11 protein-coding genes and 1 pseudogene are annotated in these 14,925 nt (G+C 37.0%); 11 read left to right on the forward strand and 1 reads right to left on the reverse strand.

What is annotated here, in order from left to right:
• Positions 1-87 precede the first annotated feature (87 nt).
• The 3 genes from pfkA to FCI53_RS02045 all read left to right on the forward strand — a co-directional run bounded on the left by pfkA (position 88) and on the right by FCI53_RS02045 (position 3,354).
• Positions 88-1,047, forward strand: a complete 960-nt coding sequence (gene pfkA, locus FCI53_RS02035) for a 6-phosphofructokinase (protein ID WP_138415347.1) — start codon at positions 88-90, stop codon at positions 1,045-1,047.
• A gap of 45 nt (positions 1,048-1,092) precedes the next feature.
• On the forward strand, positions 1,093-2,853 hold the full coding sequence (pyk, locus tag FCI53_RS02040; RefSeq protein WP_138415349.1) for a pyruvate kinase: 1,761 nt from the start codon (positions 1,093-1,095) through the stop codon (positions 2,851-2,853).
• Positions 2,854-2,961: 108 nt separating this feature from the next.
• Complete coding sequence (locus FCI53_RS02045; RefSeq protein WP_138415351.1) at positions 2,962-3,354, forward strand: FxsA family protein; 393 nt, start codon at positions 2,962-2,964, stop codon at positions 3,352-3,354.
• A gap of 649 nt (positions 3,355-4,003) precedes the next feature.
• On the opposite strand, the gene ytvI is transcribed toward FCI53_RS02045, so the two are convergent.
• On the reverse strand, positions 4,004-5,119 hold the full coding sequence (gene ytvI, locus FCI53_RS02050; RefSeq protein ID WP_342774156.1) for a sporulation integral membrane protein YtvI: 1,116 nt from the start codon (positions 5,117-5,119) through the stop codon (positions 4,004-4,006).
• Positions 5,120-5,222: 103 nt separating this feature from the next.
• Here ytvI and FCI53_RS02055 point away from each other — a divergent pair, with 103 nt between their 5' ends.
• The 8 genes and pseudogenes from FCI53_RS02055 (at position 5,223) to hflC (ending at position 14,899) form a co-directional block, all read left to right on the forward strand.
• Positions 5,223-5,687 carry a DUF441 domain-containing protein gene (locus FCI53_RS02055; RefSeq protein ID WP_138415353.1) on the forward strand — a complete coding sequence of 155 codons (465 nt, stop codon included), beginning with the start codon at positions 5,223-5,225 and terminating at the stop codon, positions 5,685-5,687.
• A 509-nt stretch (positions 5,688-6,196) separates the two neighbouring features.
• Complete coding sequence (gene citZ, locus FCI53_RS02060) at positions 6,197-7,312, forward strand: citrate synthase (RefSeq protein ID WP_138415355.1); 1,116 nt, start codon at positions 6,197-6,199, stop codon at positions 7,310-7,312.
• 89 nt (positions 7,313-7,401) lie between these two features.
• Positions 7,402-8,673 carry an NADP-dependent isocitrate dehydrogenase gene (icd, locus tag FCI53_RS02065; RefSeq protein WP_138415357.1) on the forward strand — a complete coding sequence of 424 codons (1,272 nt, stop codon included), beginning with the start codon at positions 7,402-7,404 and terminating at the stop codon, positions 8,671-8,673.
• 19 nt (positions 8,674-8,692) lie between these two features.
• A complete protein-coding gene (gene mdh, locus FCI53_RS02070) occupies positions 8,693-9,631 on the forward strand; it encodes a malate dehydrogenase (RefSeq protein WP_138415920.1) in 939 nt (312 codons plus the stop codon).
• A 925-nt stretch (positions 9,632-10,556) separates the two neighbouring features.
• The gene (locus FCI53_RS02075; RefSeq protein WP_138415359.1) at positions 10,557-11,255 is read left to right on the forward strand and encodes a response regulator transcription factor; all 699 of its coding nucleotides are present in this window, start codon (positions 10,557-10,559) and stop codon (positions 11,253-11,255) included.
• A complete protein-coding gene (pnpS, locus tag FCI53_RS02080; RefSeq protein ID WP_138415361.1) occupies positions 11,252-12,628 on the forward strand; it encodes a two-component system histidine kinase PnpS in 1,377 nt (458 codons plus the stop codon). Before FCI53_RS02075 ends, pnpS begins: the two co-directional genes overlap by 4 nt.
• A 364-nt stretch (positions 12,629-12,992) precedes the next feature.
• Positions 12,993-13,980, forward strand: a pseudogene (gene hflK, locus FCI53_RS02085) (FtsH protease activity modulator HflK).
• Positions 13,970-14,899, forward strand: coding sequence for a protease modulator HflC (gene hflC / locus FCI53_RS02090; protein WP_138415363.1), 930 nt, complete (start codon positions 13,970-13,972; stop codon positions 14,897-14,899). Before hflK ends, hflC begins: the two are co-directional and overlap by 11 nt.
• The last annotated feature ends 26 nt before the right edge of the window (positions 14,900-14,925 follow it).

The following is a 14,925-nucleotide window of genomic DNA, read 5'->3' on the forward strand; positions in this document are numbered from 1 at the left end:
AATTTGGTGGTAAAATTTGTTTGAATTTGTCAATTTATGGGGAGAAAGATAATAGGGGTAATCTTTAAAATAGAGGTGAAAACATATATGAAGAAGATTGGTATCTTAACTAGTGGTGGCGATGCTCCAGGCATGAATGCAGCGATACGTGCTGTTGTGCGAAAAGCTCTTTTCCATGAAATCGAGGTATATGGAATCTATAATGGGTTTCAAGGATTAATGGAAGGTAATATAAAAAAGATGGAGCTAGGATCTGTTGGTGATATTATCCAACGTGGTGGTACGATGCTATATACTGCTCGTTCGGAAAAATTCAAAACAGAAGAGGGTCAACAAATTGCGATTGAGCAATTGAATGAAGTTGGTATTGAAGGACTTATTGTTATTGGTGGAGATGGTTCTTTTCAAGGAGCAAAGAAATTAACAGAAAAAGGGTATCCGTGTATAGGTGTTCCAGGAACAATCGATAATGATATCCCAGGAACTGATTTTACAATCGGTTTTGATACGGCATTAAATACAGTTATTGAAGCAATTGACAAAATTCGTGATACAGCAACGTCACATGAACGTACATATGTAGTGGAAGTAATGGGACGAGATGCTGGTGATCTAGCACTATGGGCAGGTTTAGCGGATGGTGCAGAAAGTATATTGATTCCAGAACAAGTGGAAGATTTAGAAAATGTTGTCCAAAAATTAAAAAGAGGTCAAGAGCGAGGGAAGAAACATAGTATTATTCTCTTAGCTGAAGGTGTTGGCAGTGGTGTTGAGTATGGAAAGGCGATTGAAGAAGCGACGAACATGGATACAAGAGTTACCATTTTAGGGCATATTCAACGTGGTGGATCACCAACTGGTTTTGATCGTGTGTTAGGAAGTCGCTTAGGTGCTAGTGCAGTAGATTTATTGCTTGCTGGGAAGGCAGGGAGAGTGGTTGGCATTCAAAAAAATGAGCTAGTCGATCATGATATAACCGAAGCATTGTCACAAAAGCACACCCTTAACTTAGATATGTATAAGCTTGCTAATGAATTATCAATATAGTTAAGTTACACAAGTGGATGTAGAGAAATAAGGAGGAAATTTTTAATGAGACGAACTAAGATTGTATGTACAATAGGACCAGCATCAGAATCAGTAGACAAATTGGTTCAATTAATTGATGCGGGAATGAATGTTGCAAGACTAAACTTTTCCCATGGTGATTTTGATGAACATGGTGAACGTATTAAAAATATACGTCAAGCAGCACAACAAACAGGTAAAACTGTTGCGATTCTTTTAGATACAAAAGGTCCAGAGATTAGAACAGGAACGTTAAAAGATGGGGAAGCATATTTAAATAAAGGCGACACGGTATATGTTTCTATGGAAGATATCGAGGGAACAGCAGAACGTATCTCTGTAACATATCCGCAGTTGATTGAGGATGTACATGAAGGTTCAAAACTTTTATTAGATGATGGTTTAATTGAGCTAGAAGTTCAAGAGATTTTGAAAGATAAAAATGAACTAAAAACGGTCGCATTAAACTCTGGACTGTTGAAAAATAAAAAAGGTGTTAACGTACCAAATGTAAGTGTGAACCTACCGGGTATCACAGAGAAGGACGCCGCTGATATTAAGTTTGGTATTGAGCAAGATGTTGACTTTATAGCTGCATCATTTGTACGTCGTTCATCTGACGTATTAGAAATTAGAGAATTACTTGAGGAAAATAATGCGACATCAATTAATATTATTCCTAAGATTGAAAACCAAGAGGGTGTCGACAATATTGAGTCCATCTTACAAGTAAGTGACGGGCTAATGGTTGCTCGAGGTGACCTAGGGGTAGAAATCCCACCTGAGGATGTACCACTAGTGCAAAAAGACTTAATTGAGCAATGTAACATTGCAGGTAAGCCAGTTATTACTGCAACACAAATGTTAGATTCAATGCAACGAAATCCAAGACCAACAAGAGCAGAAGCATCTGACGTAGCAAATGCTATATTCGATGGAACGGATGCCATTATGCTTTCAGGGGAAACAGCAGCAGGGGATTATCCTGTTGAAGCGGTTCAAACGATGAGCAATATTGCAACAAAAGCTGAAACTGGTATTGATCATAAAGCAATTCTTGACATTCGCTCCAAAACGAGTGATATGACCATTACAGATGCGATTAGCCAATCTGTTAATCATTCAGCAATGAACCTTGATGTGAATGCGTTATTAACACCAACTGTAAGTGGTCATACAGCGCGTATGATTTCAAAATATCGTCCTAAAGCACCAATTATTGCAGTTACGTATGATGAACGAGTAAGTCGTCGCCTGTCATTAGTATGGGGCGTGCAAACGATTCTGGGGCAATTAGCACATTCTACTGATGATGTGTTAGATGTAGCCATTGACCGTGGTCTTTCAACAGGATACTTCAAGCGAGGCGATCGTGTGATTATTACTGCAGGTGTTCCTGTTGGAGAAAGTGGTACAACCAACTTAATGAAAGTTCATATCATTGGTGATGTACTTGCAAAAGGACAAGGTGTTGGTAAAGGTAGTAGCTATGGCAAAGCTGTAGTTGTAAAAAATGCAGAAGAAGCTAAAACAAAAGTACAAGAAGATGACATTATTGTAACCTATGGTACGGACAAAGATATGATGCCTGCCATTGAAAAAGCAAGTGGAATTGTTACGGAAGCTGGTGGACTAACATCTCACGCAGCTGTAGTTGGGTTAAGTCTTGGTATCCCAGTAATCGTAGGGGTTGAAAAAGCAGTCGATACGATTAAAGATGGAACAGATATAACGATTGATGCAAGCAAAGGTGATATCTATAATGGACATGCAGGTGTGCTATAATTAATGTGATTCGAAAAAAAGAAGGGGAGACAACCCCTTCTTTTTTCGTTTCCGGTTGTATACAATATAGATAGGCTATATAGAGTAGAAAGGGGGAGTACTAGTATTATGTTTCGCTGGATTTTACTTCTCGTATTAATTGTTCCTGCCTTAGAAATTGGCGTTTTGGTCTGGGCTGGTGGGAAAATAGGACCATGGTGGGTAGTGTTGCTCATTATTTCAACCGGTGTATTAGGTGCATGGCTTGCTAAATATCAAGGACTTGAAACAATTCGAAGAGCTCAAGATTCTGTTGCCTATGGCCAATTGCCACATGAAGAAATATTCGATGGTATTTGTATCTTAATTGGTGCAGCAGTACTGTTAACACCAGGGTTTATAACCGATGCACTTGGTTTTGCTTTGCTATTACCGACTACAAGAAGACCAATTAAAAGTTGGTTACAAGCAATCCTTAGACAAATGATGGATCGTGGTACGATTACGATATATAAAAGGTAACCTTAAATGGAAACAAAAACTGATATTATACATATCAGTTTTTTTTATTGCAGTATCGCACATAAGCTGTATTATGCGACATAACCTTCGTAATTGTGCTCTCTACTATTCTGATAGAAATAAGTGATATACCATCGCTGCGGCAGAATACTACGCTTTCCATGGGCACGGCCTCGGGCCAACAGGATGTTGGCCACGCAGGCGTTGCCACAGGACGTGGCGAACTTAGCCTACGTTCCTTAATCCAAGTGGATCTTCGGCTCGCGCTGTTCGCATAGGACAAGGAAGGCTTCGACAGTGATACATCGCACGAAGAAAATTGGACTTTATTTTCGAGGAGTCTACGTATTCTGCCTTCGCTGGTATAAGTTTTATGATTAGTGATAGATGTAATACTTTATAGATCCAAAAATAAAGAATTTGGTGCAAGGTTATATTACAACATGCTAATAAACATAAAAAGAAATAGCATATGATTTTATTAAGCAAAGCACTATAAAACTTCAGAGTACTGAAAAAAGCGGAGTGTATTTCCGCAGCGCCGTTTTAGCACTAACTTGAGTAAGAATGGGCGAAAGTCATGTGCAGTTATGTCGCATAATACAGCAAATATGCATTAATGAGTTGCAAATATTTTGCTAAGAATGCTTTATTCTTCCCCTTTTATATAGCCCCATAACTGTGCAAACACACCTGTTTGATAAAAAGTGTTGATAACCACAACGAGGACCGGTCCAATGATTAGTCCAGCTAAACCCCAAAGTTGAAACCCGGCAAATAATGCAATTAAAGTAGCTAAAGGATTTAAACCAATATTAGTAGATAACACTTTTGGTTCCATTAACTGACGTTGAACAACGATGGTAATGTACAAAATGGATAGACCTATCGTTAAGTAAAAGTTACCAGAAAAAAACATATACAATATCCATGGAATAAATACAAGACCAGTTCCCAAATAAGGGAGTAGGTCGATGAATCCAGCAATGATCGCGATCGTTATCGCATAATCAACCCGTAAGATTATTAGTCCAATCCACACAATGACTGCAGTAATCGTAATTAGGGTTATTTGTGCTTTCACAAATCCGAATAGTGCTTTTTTGAGGCCGTTTAATACATCCTTACTTGAATTCGTCACGGGAGCTGGCGCTAATCTAGTGAATAAATTTGTAAACTTGTACCAATCTTTGCTAATAAAAAATGTTCCTAATAATGAAAAAACTAGCACCGTTACATAACTAGGTAAATTCCCTAATAGGCTATGGATCGTTTGTAAAGTATTACGTATTACAATGGCCCCGGTTGAAGCAATTTCCTCACCAATATTTTGGATATTCGTTAATATGGCATCTTGTTGGGATGGTTCAAGTGTGTTTAATAGGGTTGCTAGATTTTGATAGATTGGGATCACATGCTGGGTAATAAAATCTTGAAAAAAAATGATTAGTAATTTGAAATGTGCTGGAATATGTTCTGCTAAATACGTGGTACCATTAATCAACTCCACGATTAGAATTGTAATCGTACTTATGATGAGTGCTAATACTAAACAAATAGCTATTAATACGGCAAACGCTCTGTTTAAATGAAGCTTACGTTCAATAAAGTTAACTATTGGATTAATCATAAAAGCAAGGATAAGCGCGATCATAAATGGATAGGTATATTGCGTAATATAAAACAATGTAAAGCAAGTGAAAATTATCACGGTTAATACAATCATTAAACGTAACAATCGATATAATGTCGTTTGGGTCATCATATTCATCCTCTCATAACTAATATATTTTTCATTAGCTACTTTTATGTGGTACTATTAATTGAAGAGACATCAAAGAAAGGCGCTTATGTATGGAGGAACAAGTATGTTTAATCAATCTACGATATTTTTACTTATTTTATTCCTACTAGGATATATAGGAAAAAACCAATCAATTATGATTGCTGTTTATGTGTTAATAGGCTTACAATTATTTAAATTAGATGATAAAGTTTTTCCATATTTTCAAGAAAAAGGTATAGGATGGGGAGTAACCATCATAACCATTGCTGTGCTTGTGCCAATTGCAACAGGAGAAATCGGTTTTAAACAATTAATGGATAGTGTGAAATCATATTATGCTTGGATTGCGTTAGGCGCAGGCATGTTTGTCGCATTAATAGCTAAAAATGGATTAACCTTACTAGCTGATGACCCACATCTAACAACTGCATTAGTATTAGGGACCATATTAGCGGTTGTATTTTTTCAAGGAGTTGCGGTTGGGCCATTAATTGGGGCGGGGATTGCCTATATGTGTATGAGAATGGTTGATTTTTTTGTCGGTTAAATCAGTCTTTTCAACTTCCTCAAAAATTTCTCTACTATATTTAACAAGTTTTGAATAGTAATAGTTAGTAGTGACATCGACACCATTGCTACAACCTTTATGTAACAATCTGTGGTACTATGTAGTTGAGAGAAGAGCGAAGGGGGATCAAGTGCCCCCTGATGCCACAACCATCCTTTTAGAAATCATGTCTTATTGAATTGTGATTCCGCCGATTCTACATAAGTAAATAAAGTTTTTTAGTGGATAAAGCATAATCTATCGAAGTTTATCTAAAGTCAGAAATGAATCTCGAATGACAACTATTTTAAATCGTTTTCAATAATTTAATCGGTTTCATTTCACAAACAATTCGAAATAATTTATAATTGGTAATGGGGATGATCAAAAGTAAATAGAAATGATTGAGTTACTTTTGACCTAAATAAATAATGCCGATTTCTTTATGTTAATTTTCACTTTCTTAATTAGCGTATAGGAAAAGGTAAGAAGAAAAGGAGAGGGATATGATGGCGATTACCAAAGGTCTAGAAGGGGTTATTGCAACGCAATCATCAATTAGTTCCATTATTGACGACCAATTAACGTATGTCGGTTACAACATTGATGACCTTGCTGAGAATTCTAGTTTTGAGGAAGTTATTTTTCTATTATGGAACAAGAGACTTCCAAATAAAGAGGAATTGGCAAAACTTAAAGAAGAACTGATGTCTGCAATGGAACTTCCAAAAGAAGTTATTGAACATCTTAAATCATATGATCTCACGACCGTTCATCCGATGGCAGCATTGAGGACAGCTGTCTCTTTATTAGGGTTGTTTGACCCTGAAGCAGATGAAATGGATCAAGACGCAAATTACCGCAAAGCAATTCGACTACAAGCAAAGATTTCCACAATTGTTGCAGCATTTGCACGTATACGAGATAATAAGGAACCTGTATCTCCAAAAAGTGATTTAAGCTATGCAGCCAACTTTTTATACATGCTAAATGGTAGACTGCCTAAAGATGTAGAAGAGGAAGCGATTAACAAAGCGTTGATTCTTCATGCTGACCATGAATTAAATGCCTCTACCTTTACATCGCGTGTATGTGTTGCTACTCTTTCAGATGTTTATTCTGGAATTACGGCTGCAATTGGAGCGCTTAAAGGACCGCTTCACGGAGGCGCAAATGAACGTGTTATGAAAATGCTAACAGAAATCGGTGAGGTGGAAAACGCAATTCCATATATCCGAGAAAAAATGGCCAATAAAGAAAAAATCATGGGAATGGGGCATCGTGTTTATCGAACAGGTGATCCACGTGCGAAACATTTAAAAAAGATGTCAAAAGAATTGACAGAATTAACAGGACAACCAAAATGGTATAACATGTCTGTTGAAATTGAAGAATATATAAAAGCTGAAAAGGGCTTGCCTGCAAATGTAGACTTTTATTCTGCATCCGTATACCACAGCTTAGGTATAGATCACGACTTATTCACACCTATATTTGCGATTAGTCGTTTTTCAGGGTGGTTAGCGCATATTTTAGAACAATATGATAATAATCGTTTAATTCGTCCACGCGCAGAATATGTTGGACCACAAAAACAGCAATATATTTCAATTGAAAATCGATAAAATGATAAACTAATAATGGTATTCATGATTTTATTATGAATAAATTTATATACTACTAGATTATTAAGTAAAAATTAGGAGGATTTTAAATGACACAAGGGGAAAAAATTACTGTAAACAATGGAGAAATTAATGTACCAGATGTTCCTGTTATTCCATTCATTGAAGGGGACGGAACAGGACCAGATATTTGGGCAGCAGCAAAACGTGTAATTGAAGCTGCAGTAGAAAAAGCATACAAAGGTACGAAAGCAATTGAATGGAAAGAGGTCTATGCAGGTCAAAAAGCGTATGATCGTACAGGTGAATGGTTACCATCCGAAACATTAGATACGATTCGCGATTATAAGATTGCAATTAAGGGGCCATTGACAACTCCAATTGGTGGTGGAATCCGTTCTTTAAACGTTGCACTACGTCAAGAACTTGACCTATTTACTTGTCTACGTCCAGTTCGTTATTTTGATGGTGTCCCTTCACCAGTTAAACGTCCAGAAGATACGGATATGGTTATTTTCCGTGAAAATACGGAAGATATTTATGCTGGGATTGAATGGCAACAAGGCTCACCTGAAGTGAAGAAAGTAATTGATTTCTTACAAAATGAGATGGGTGTAACTAATATCCGTTTCCCAGAGACATCTGGTATTGGTGTGAAACCTGTATCAGAAGAAGGTACAACCCGCCTTGTACGAGCCGCGATTGATTATGCGATTAATGAGGGACGTAAAAGCGTTACGCTTGTACATAAAGGGAATATTATGAAATTTACAGAAGGCTCATTTAAAAACTGGGGCTATGAAGTGGCTGAAAAAGAGTATGGCGATAAGGTGTTTACTTGGGCTGAATGGGAGCGTATTGTAGAAAAAGATGGAAAAGATGCTGCAAATAAAGCACAAGATGAGGCGGAAAAAGCAGGAAAAATCATTGTAAAAGATTCGATTGCTGATATTTTCCTTCAACAAATCCTTACCCGTCCGCGTGAATTTGATGTAGTTGCTACAATGAATTTAAATGGGGACTATGTTTCAGATGCACTAGCTGCACAAGTTGGTGGTATAGGAATTGCACCAGGTGCAAACATTAACTATGAAACAGGTCACGCAATTTTTGAAGCGACACATGGTACAGCACCTAAATATGCAGGGTTAGATAAAGTAAACCCATCTTCTGTTATTCTATCCGGTGTGCTTATGCTTGAACACCTAGGATGGAGAGAAGCTGGAGAACTTATCCTAAAATCAATGGACAAAACAATAGGTTCAAAAGTTGTAACTTATGATTTTGCTCGTATGATGGAAGGTGCTACAGAGGTTAAAACTTCTGGATTTGGTGATGAATTAATTAAGAACATGGACTAAGGGGATGAAATCAGAACTTATGCCTGTTAAAAGAAAGAAAGTTTCCGTAATTGGTGCAGGATTTACTGGTGCAACGACGGCGCTAATGGTTGCGCAACAAGAATTAGCGGATATCGTTTTAGTTGATGTTCCAAATATGGAAGATCCAACGATAGGAAAAGCACTTGATATGTTAGAAGCAAGTCCCGTCCAAGGATTTGATGCTAACATTATAGGTACGTCAAATTACGAAGACACGAAAGGTTCTGATCTTGTCATTATTACGGCTGGAATCGCTCGTAAACCAGGAATGAGTCGTGATGATTTAGTAAATACCAATGCTAAAATTATGAAGGCAATTACTAAGGATATTGTTAAGTATTCTCCAGATACAACCATTATTGTGTTAACGAATCCAGTCGACGCTATGACTTATGCGGTCTTTAAAGAATCTGGTTTTCCGAAACATAGAGTAATTGGACAATCTGGAATACTAGATACGGCTAGATTCCGCACATTCGTTGCCCAAGAGTTAAATCTATCAGTAAAAGATATTACTGGATTTGTTTTAGGTGGGCATGGTGATGATATGGTTCCATTAATCCGTTATTCCTATGCAGGCGGAATACCTCTAGAAAAATTGATCTCAAAAGAAAGGCTAAATGCTATTATAGAACGAACGAGAAAAGGTGGAGGAGAAATCGTAGGATTATTAGGTAATGGTAGTGCCTACTATGCTCCTGCCGCCTCATTAACTGTAATGGCTGAAGCAATTTTAAAAGATCAAAGACGTGTTCTACCTAGTATCGCTTATTTAGAAGGCGAGTATGGGTACTCTGATATTTATTTAGGAGTTCCTACCATCATTGGTGGAAATGGTTTAGAGGAAATTATCGAGTTAGACTTAACAACCGAAGAAAAAGTAGCGTTAGATAAATCTGCTGAATCCGTGAAAGATGTTATAAAGATCTTAAAATAATAAAAAACCCTTGTCACTAATAGGTGACAAGGGTTTTTTATTGTTTATTAGTAAATTTGATTGAGTATAATCTTCACAAGTTTCGTTGGTTGTAGTGACTCTAATCTTTACTTTTGTTCTGAATGAATCAAGTGTTATAACCTCGCTTCGGTAGAATACTCCGCTTTCCATGGGCACGGCCTCGGGCCAACAGGATGTTGGTCACGCAGGCGTTGCCACACGACGTGGCGATCTTAGCCTGTGTTCCTTAACCACTTTACCAAGTGGATCTTCGGCTCGCGCTGTTCCCATAGGACAAGGAAGGCTTCGGCAGCAATACACCGCACGAAGAAAATTGGTCTTTATTTTCGAGGAGCCTTCGTATTCTGCCTTCGCTGGGATAAGTTCTCTGATTAGTGAAAGATGTAATACTCTATAAATTAAAAAATAATGAATTTACTGCAAGGTTATGTTACAACATGCTAACTAACATAAAAAAGATATAGTATATGATTTCATTAAGCAAGCACTAAAAACTTCAGAGTACTAGAATAAGCGGAGGCAATACACGGAGACTCCCGAGGCCTGACGAGGGTCATGCAGGCGTTGTCCGACAAGGACGGTTTTTGCCTGTGGTCCTTAACTTGGTATCGGTGAGACCCCGCAGTGAGGTACGAACGAGGCTCACCAGCCCCCCACAGGAAAGCGTAGTGTATTTCCGCAGCGCCATTCAGCGCTAACCCTATTAAGAATGGACAAAAGTCATGTGCAGTTATGTCGCATAATATAGCAAATGCGAAATAAATAATTATGCTTGCAAAAAAGGCATTGTTTTAAGGTAATCTTAAATGTAAAGAAAAATTTACATAAATTCTGATTCATTTATATTCAATCCTTGTTTTATTCATTGTAAGATGAGAAGAGAATACTAAATGGGGTGAAATAGATGAGTAACAAAGTATTAATTGTTGATGATGAAGAATCGATTGCAACTTTATTAAAGTATAATGTTGAACAAGCTGGATTTGAAACAGAGGTCGCATATGATGGACGAGTAGCTTTAGAAAAAGCAACAAATGAATCGTATCAATTAATACTATTAGATATCATGCTGCCGGGAATTGAAGGGTATGAAGTCTGTAAACAACTACGTCAAAGAAAAATAGATACACCAATACTAATGATTACTGCTAAGGATGATGAATTTGATAAAGTTTTAGGGTTGGAACTAGGTGCAGACGATTATATAACAAAGCCTTTTAGCCCAAAAGAAGTCGTTGCTAGAATTAAAGCCATATTAAGAAGATCTAATCAACATGTTGTTGAGGCAGACACATCTTCGGTTACAATAGCTGATCTTACACTTTATCCAGAACAATATGAAGCAACGATAAATGATAAGCAGTTATTTTTTACTCGAAAAGAATTCGAACTGCTATATTATTTTGCTAAACATAAAGGCAAAGTTCTTTCGCGAGATCACTTGTTAAGTGCGGTTTGGAACTTTGATTTTGTAGGAGATACTAGAATTGTTGATGTCCATGTTAGTCATTTGCGAGAAAAAATTGAACCTAATACTAAGAAACCAAGCTATATAAAAACTGTTCGCGGGCTTGGTTATAAATTGGAGGAACCTCATGAATGAGTGAAACTAATTCCAAATTATTTTATGTTTATATTTTTATCGTAACTATCGCAATGGTTTGTATGGGGGCGATCATTCTTCCCTTAACAACTGGAAATGAAACGATAATTGCTGGTCTTGCCTTACTTGGAGGCTTAATTGTATTTTTTATTTTAATTTATACCATTTTCCAAAGATACATTAAGCCAATCCGACCTGCAGCAGAAGTCGCGGATCAGTTAGCAAAGGGAAACTATCACGCTAGAACATATGTGAGTGAACATGGCGAAATTGGAAGGCTCAGTCATTCTGTTAATCAATTAGCAAGAAGTCTTCAAGAAATGATGATACAGGATAAAATTCATAGCAGCCAATTGAAAACGGTAATTGATAATATGGAAAGTGGATTAATGCTAGTTGACGAAAAAGGTTATGTCCATCTTGTTAACCGTAAATTTTTATCGATATTTGGAAAAGATCAACAACACTATATTGGTTACTTGTATTATGAAGTATTAAAGGAAGAGCAAGTTCATCAATCTGTTCAACAAGCCTTTTTGTATGAAGAAACTGTAAAAGATTCGTTTACAGTGACGATGAAGGTGGAAACAAAAGTGATTGAAGTGGTAGGGGCTCCTATTATTAATGATAAACAAGACTTAGAAGGGGTTGTGCTTGTATTTCATGACATAACAGAGTTAAAACGCCTTGAACAAACAAGAAAGGATTTTGTCGCAAATGTTTCTCACGAGTTAAAAACCCCGATTACTTCAATCAAAGGGTTTGCTGAGACACTTCTTGATGGGGCAATGCATGATCAAGCATTACGCTCTCAGTTTTTAACGATCATTTTAACGGAAAGTGATCGATTACAATCGTTAGTCCATGATCTATTGGAATTATCTAAACTTGAAAAAGAGAATCTGCGCATTCAACATAGGATGGTATCATTTATTCATTTAGTAGATGAACTACTACCTATTTTGTCTCAACAAGCAGAACAAAAGCATATCCAACTTACGACAGATATTGATCCTTCCGTTTCGATCGAAGGTGATCCAGATTTATTAAAACAACTCCTCATTAACTTGTTAAATAATGCGATCAATTACACACCATCAGAAGGAAAAGTTAAGTTATTGATTGAAGCGAATGAGGAAATGGCAATTATAACCATTAGTGACACGGGAATTGGAATCCCTAAAACAGAGCAAACAAGAATATTTGAGCGCTTTTATCGAATTGATAAAGCGAGAAGTCGAAACACTGGTGGTACTGGACTAGGCTTAGCAATCGTTAAACATATTGTTGAAGTACATGATGGAACTATTCAAGTGGAAAGTGAAATAGACCGAGGAACCACATTTGAAATACAATTACCCTTAAGACAATAGGTCATTCTTTTATGGATGGCTTTTTCTTTTTAGTTAAGGCTCTTTTCTAAAAGTTTTCTGTCAGCTGTAGAGTAGCTATATAATGCGCCATAACTTTATAGGAGGTACTAAAAAATCCCTTTTGAAATACATTACGCGCGTCCTAAGGTGGCCAACGAGCTTCCTTGAAAAATAAAGAGCCATTTTCTGCGTGCGATGAATCGCTGTCGAATCTTTCCTTATCCTCATTCTCACTGTAGGTATCATCTAAGATTTTCCACCCTTTCTTTAAATTTACCAATTACAAAAATATCAAACTATGAAACCATTTTAATGTTACAATCGTATTAAGAGTATGTTACAAAGAGGAGGAGAAAACAAAAACATGACATTAAAACAAATTTACGTCGGGATTGCTTCGGTGGTCGGGATTGCCATACTTGCCCTTGTCGGATTTACAAGTTGGTATACTGTAGATGAGTCCGAACAAGCAGTCATACTAACATTTGGTAATGCTGAAGAAGGGATTACCGAACCAGGATTACACTTTAAAATGCCGTGGCCAGTGCAAGAAGTTGAGACATTATCAAAAGAGACATTTAGTTTAGATTTTGGTTTTGATCGAGAAGATGAACAAGCTGCTAACCAAATCCGAATGATTACCGGTGATGAAAACATTGTGCAAGCAGATTTAGTTGTTCAATGGAAAATTACAGAACCGTCAAAATACTTATATAATGCCGAAGACCCTGAACAAGTATTATACAATGCAACCTTCTGCCTCACTAAGAGGTATCATCGGCTCATCTAAGATCGATGATGCCTTAACATCAGGGAAAGCGGAAATAGAGAATTCTGTTTTTGAACTATTAGTTACTATGATGGAAGATTATGATATTGGTATTTCTATATCTGATGTGAAACTGCAAGAGGTAGATTTACCGAATGAGGATGTTCGTCAAGCATTTATGAAAGTTACAGATGCTAGAGAAACCATGAATACAAAAATGAATGAGGCCCGTAAATACGAAAATCAGCAAGTTGAAGAAGCTTTAGGGGAAAAAGATGCGATTATTACTAGAGCTGAAGGGGATAAAATCGAGCGAATTGAAAAAGCTCGCGGAGATGTTGCTGGTTTTAACGCCCTTTATGAGGCATACCAAGAAAACGCATCAGTAACGAGACAACGACTTATAATGGAAACGTTAGAGCAAGTACTACCTGAAGCGAACATTTATGTGATGAATGATGATGGGAACACATTGAAATATTTACCTTTAACACAAAATAATAATGAGTCAAACAGACCAGTTCCAGCGCCTGATAGCAATAATGATAATTCGGCAGAGGAGGAACAAAATAATGACAGATGATAATGTATATGAAATGAATCAAAGATCACCAAAAGAAGTGAAAAAATATATCAAAATTGGTGTGTCCATATTAGGTTTACTTGCCATTATTGTGTTAGCACTAAGTAGTATGTTTGTAGTGAAAGAAGGCGAATATAAAGTAGTCCGTCAGTTTGGTGAAGTTATTCGCTATGAAAGTGACCCAGGTTTGAAATTTAGGGTGCCGATCTTACATTCTGTCACCACACTACCAAATAAAAAACTGGTATATGACGTTACAGAAAAAGAGATTAATACATTAGACAAAAAAAGAATGATAATTGACAACTTTTCGGTTTGGAGAATAACAAACCCCGCACTAATGATTTCAAATGCAAGAACCCAAATGAATGCTGAATCACGTATGGGAGAGTTTATAATTTCTGTGATTCGTTCCGAGCTTGGAACGATGAACTATGATGAAATTATTAATGATGAAGGGTCAACAAGAGGAAGTTTAAATGACCGAGTCACCGATAGAGTAAACCAATTACTTGCTAGGGATGAATATGGAATAGAAGTGATTGATGTCCAAATTAAACGAACAGATTTGCCTGACGAAAATGAGCAATCTGTTTATAATCGTATGATTTCAGAACGTGAATCAAAAGCACAAGAATATCTATCCCAAGGGGAAGCGGAAAAGAATCGTATACAGGCGCAAACGGACCGTGATGTTCAAGAAATGTTATCGGTAGCGGATGCACAAGCTGCAGAAATTCGAGCAGAAGGAGAACGAGAAGCTGCTTCGATGTATAATGAAACATTCCAACAAGATGAGGAATTTTATCAACTATATCGTACGTTAGAGTCATATAAAACAACGATTGATGGAGAGACAACGATTATTTTACCAAGTAATTCACCATATGCGGAATTACTTACAGGGTATGTTGAATAATAAATAGACAAAAAGCTGACACCATA

Source organism: Aquibacillus sediminis (genome assembly GCF_005870085.1).
Lineage (GTDB): Bacteria > Bacillota > Bacilli > Bacillales > Amphibacillaceae > Aquibacillus_E > Aquibacillus_E sediminis.

What these genes read in the sequence shown, in the direction of transcription:
- ytvI (WP_342774156.1), bottom strand. Translation starts at nt 5,119, where the DNA reads ATGATGACCCAAACGACATTATATCGATTGTTACGTTTAATGATTGTA.
- pnpS (WP_138415361.1), top strand. Translation starts at nt 11,252, where the DNA reads ATGAGTGAAACTAATTCCAAATTATTTTATGTTTATATTTTTATCGTA.
- mdh (WP_138415920.1), top strand. Translation starts at nt 8,693, where the DNA reads ATGCCTGTTAAAAGAAAGAAAGTTTCCGTAATTGGTGCAGGATTTACT.
- citZ (WP_138415355.1), top strand. Translation starts at nt 6,197, where the DNA reads ATGGCGATTACCAAAGGTCTAGAAGGGGTTATTGCAACGCAATCATCA.
- hflC (WP_138415363.1), top strand. Translation starts at nt 13,970, where the DNA reads ATGACAGATGATAATGTATATGAAATGAATCAAAGATCACCAAAAGAA.
- icd (WP_138415357.1), top strand. Translation starts at nt 7,402, where the DNA reads ATGACACAAGGGGAAAAAATTACTGTAAACAATGGAGAAATTAATGTA.
- FCI53_RS02055 (WP_138415353.1), top strand. Translation starts at nt 5,223, where the DNA reads ATGTTTAATCAATCTACGATATTTTTACTTATTTTATTCCTACTAGGA.
- FCI53_RS02075 (WP_138415359.1), top strand. Translation starts at nt 10,557, where the DNA reads ATGAGTAACAAAGTATTAATTGTTGATGATGAAGAATCGATTGCAACT.
- pyk (WP_138415349.1), top strand. Translation starts at nt 1,093, where the DNA reads ATGAGACGAACTAAGATTGTATGTACAATAGGACCAGCATCAGAATCA.
- FCI53_RS02045 (WP_138415351.1), top strand. Translation starts at nt 2,962, where the DNA reads ATGTTTCGCTGGATTTTACTTCTCGTATTAATTGTTCCTGCCTTAGAA.
- pfkA (WP_138415347.1), top strand. Translation starts at nt 88, where the DNA reads ATGAAGAAGATTGGTATCTTAACTAGTGGTGGCGATGCTCCAGGCATG.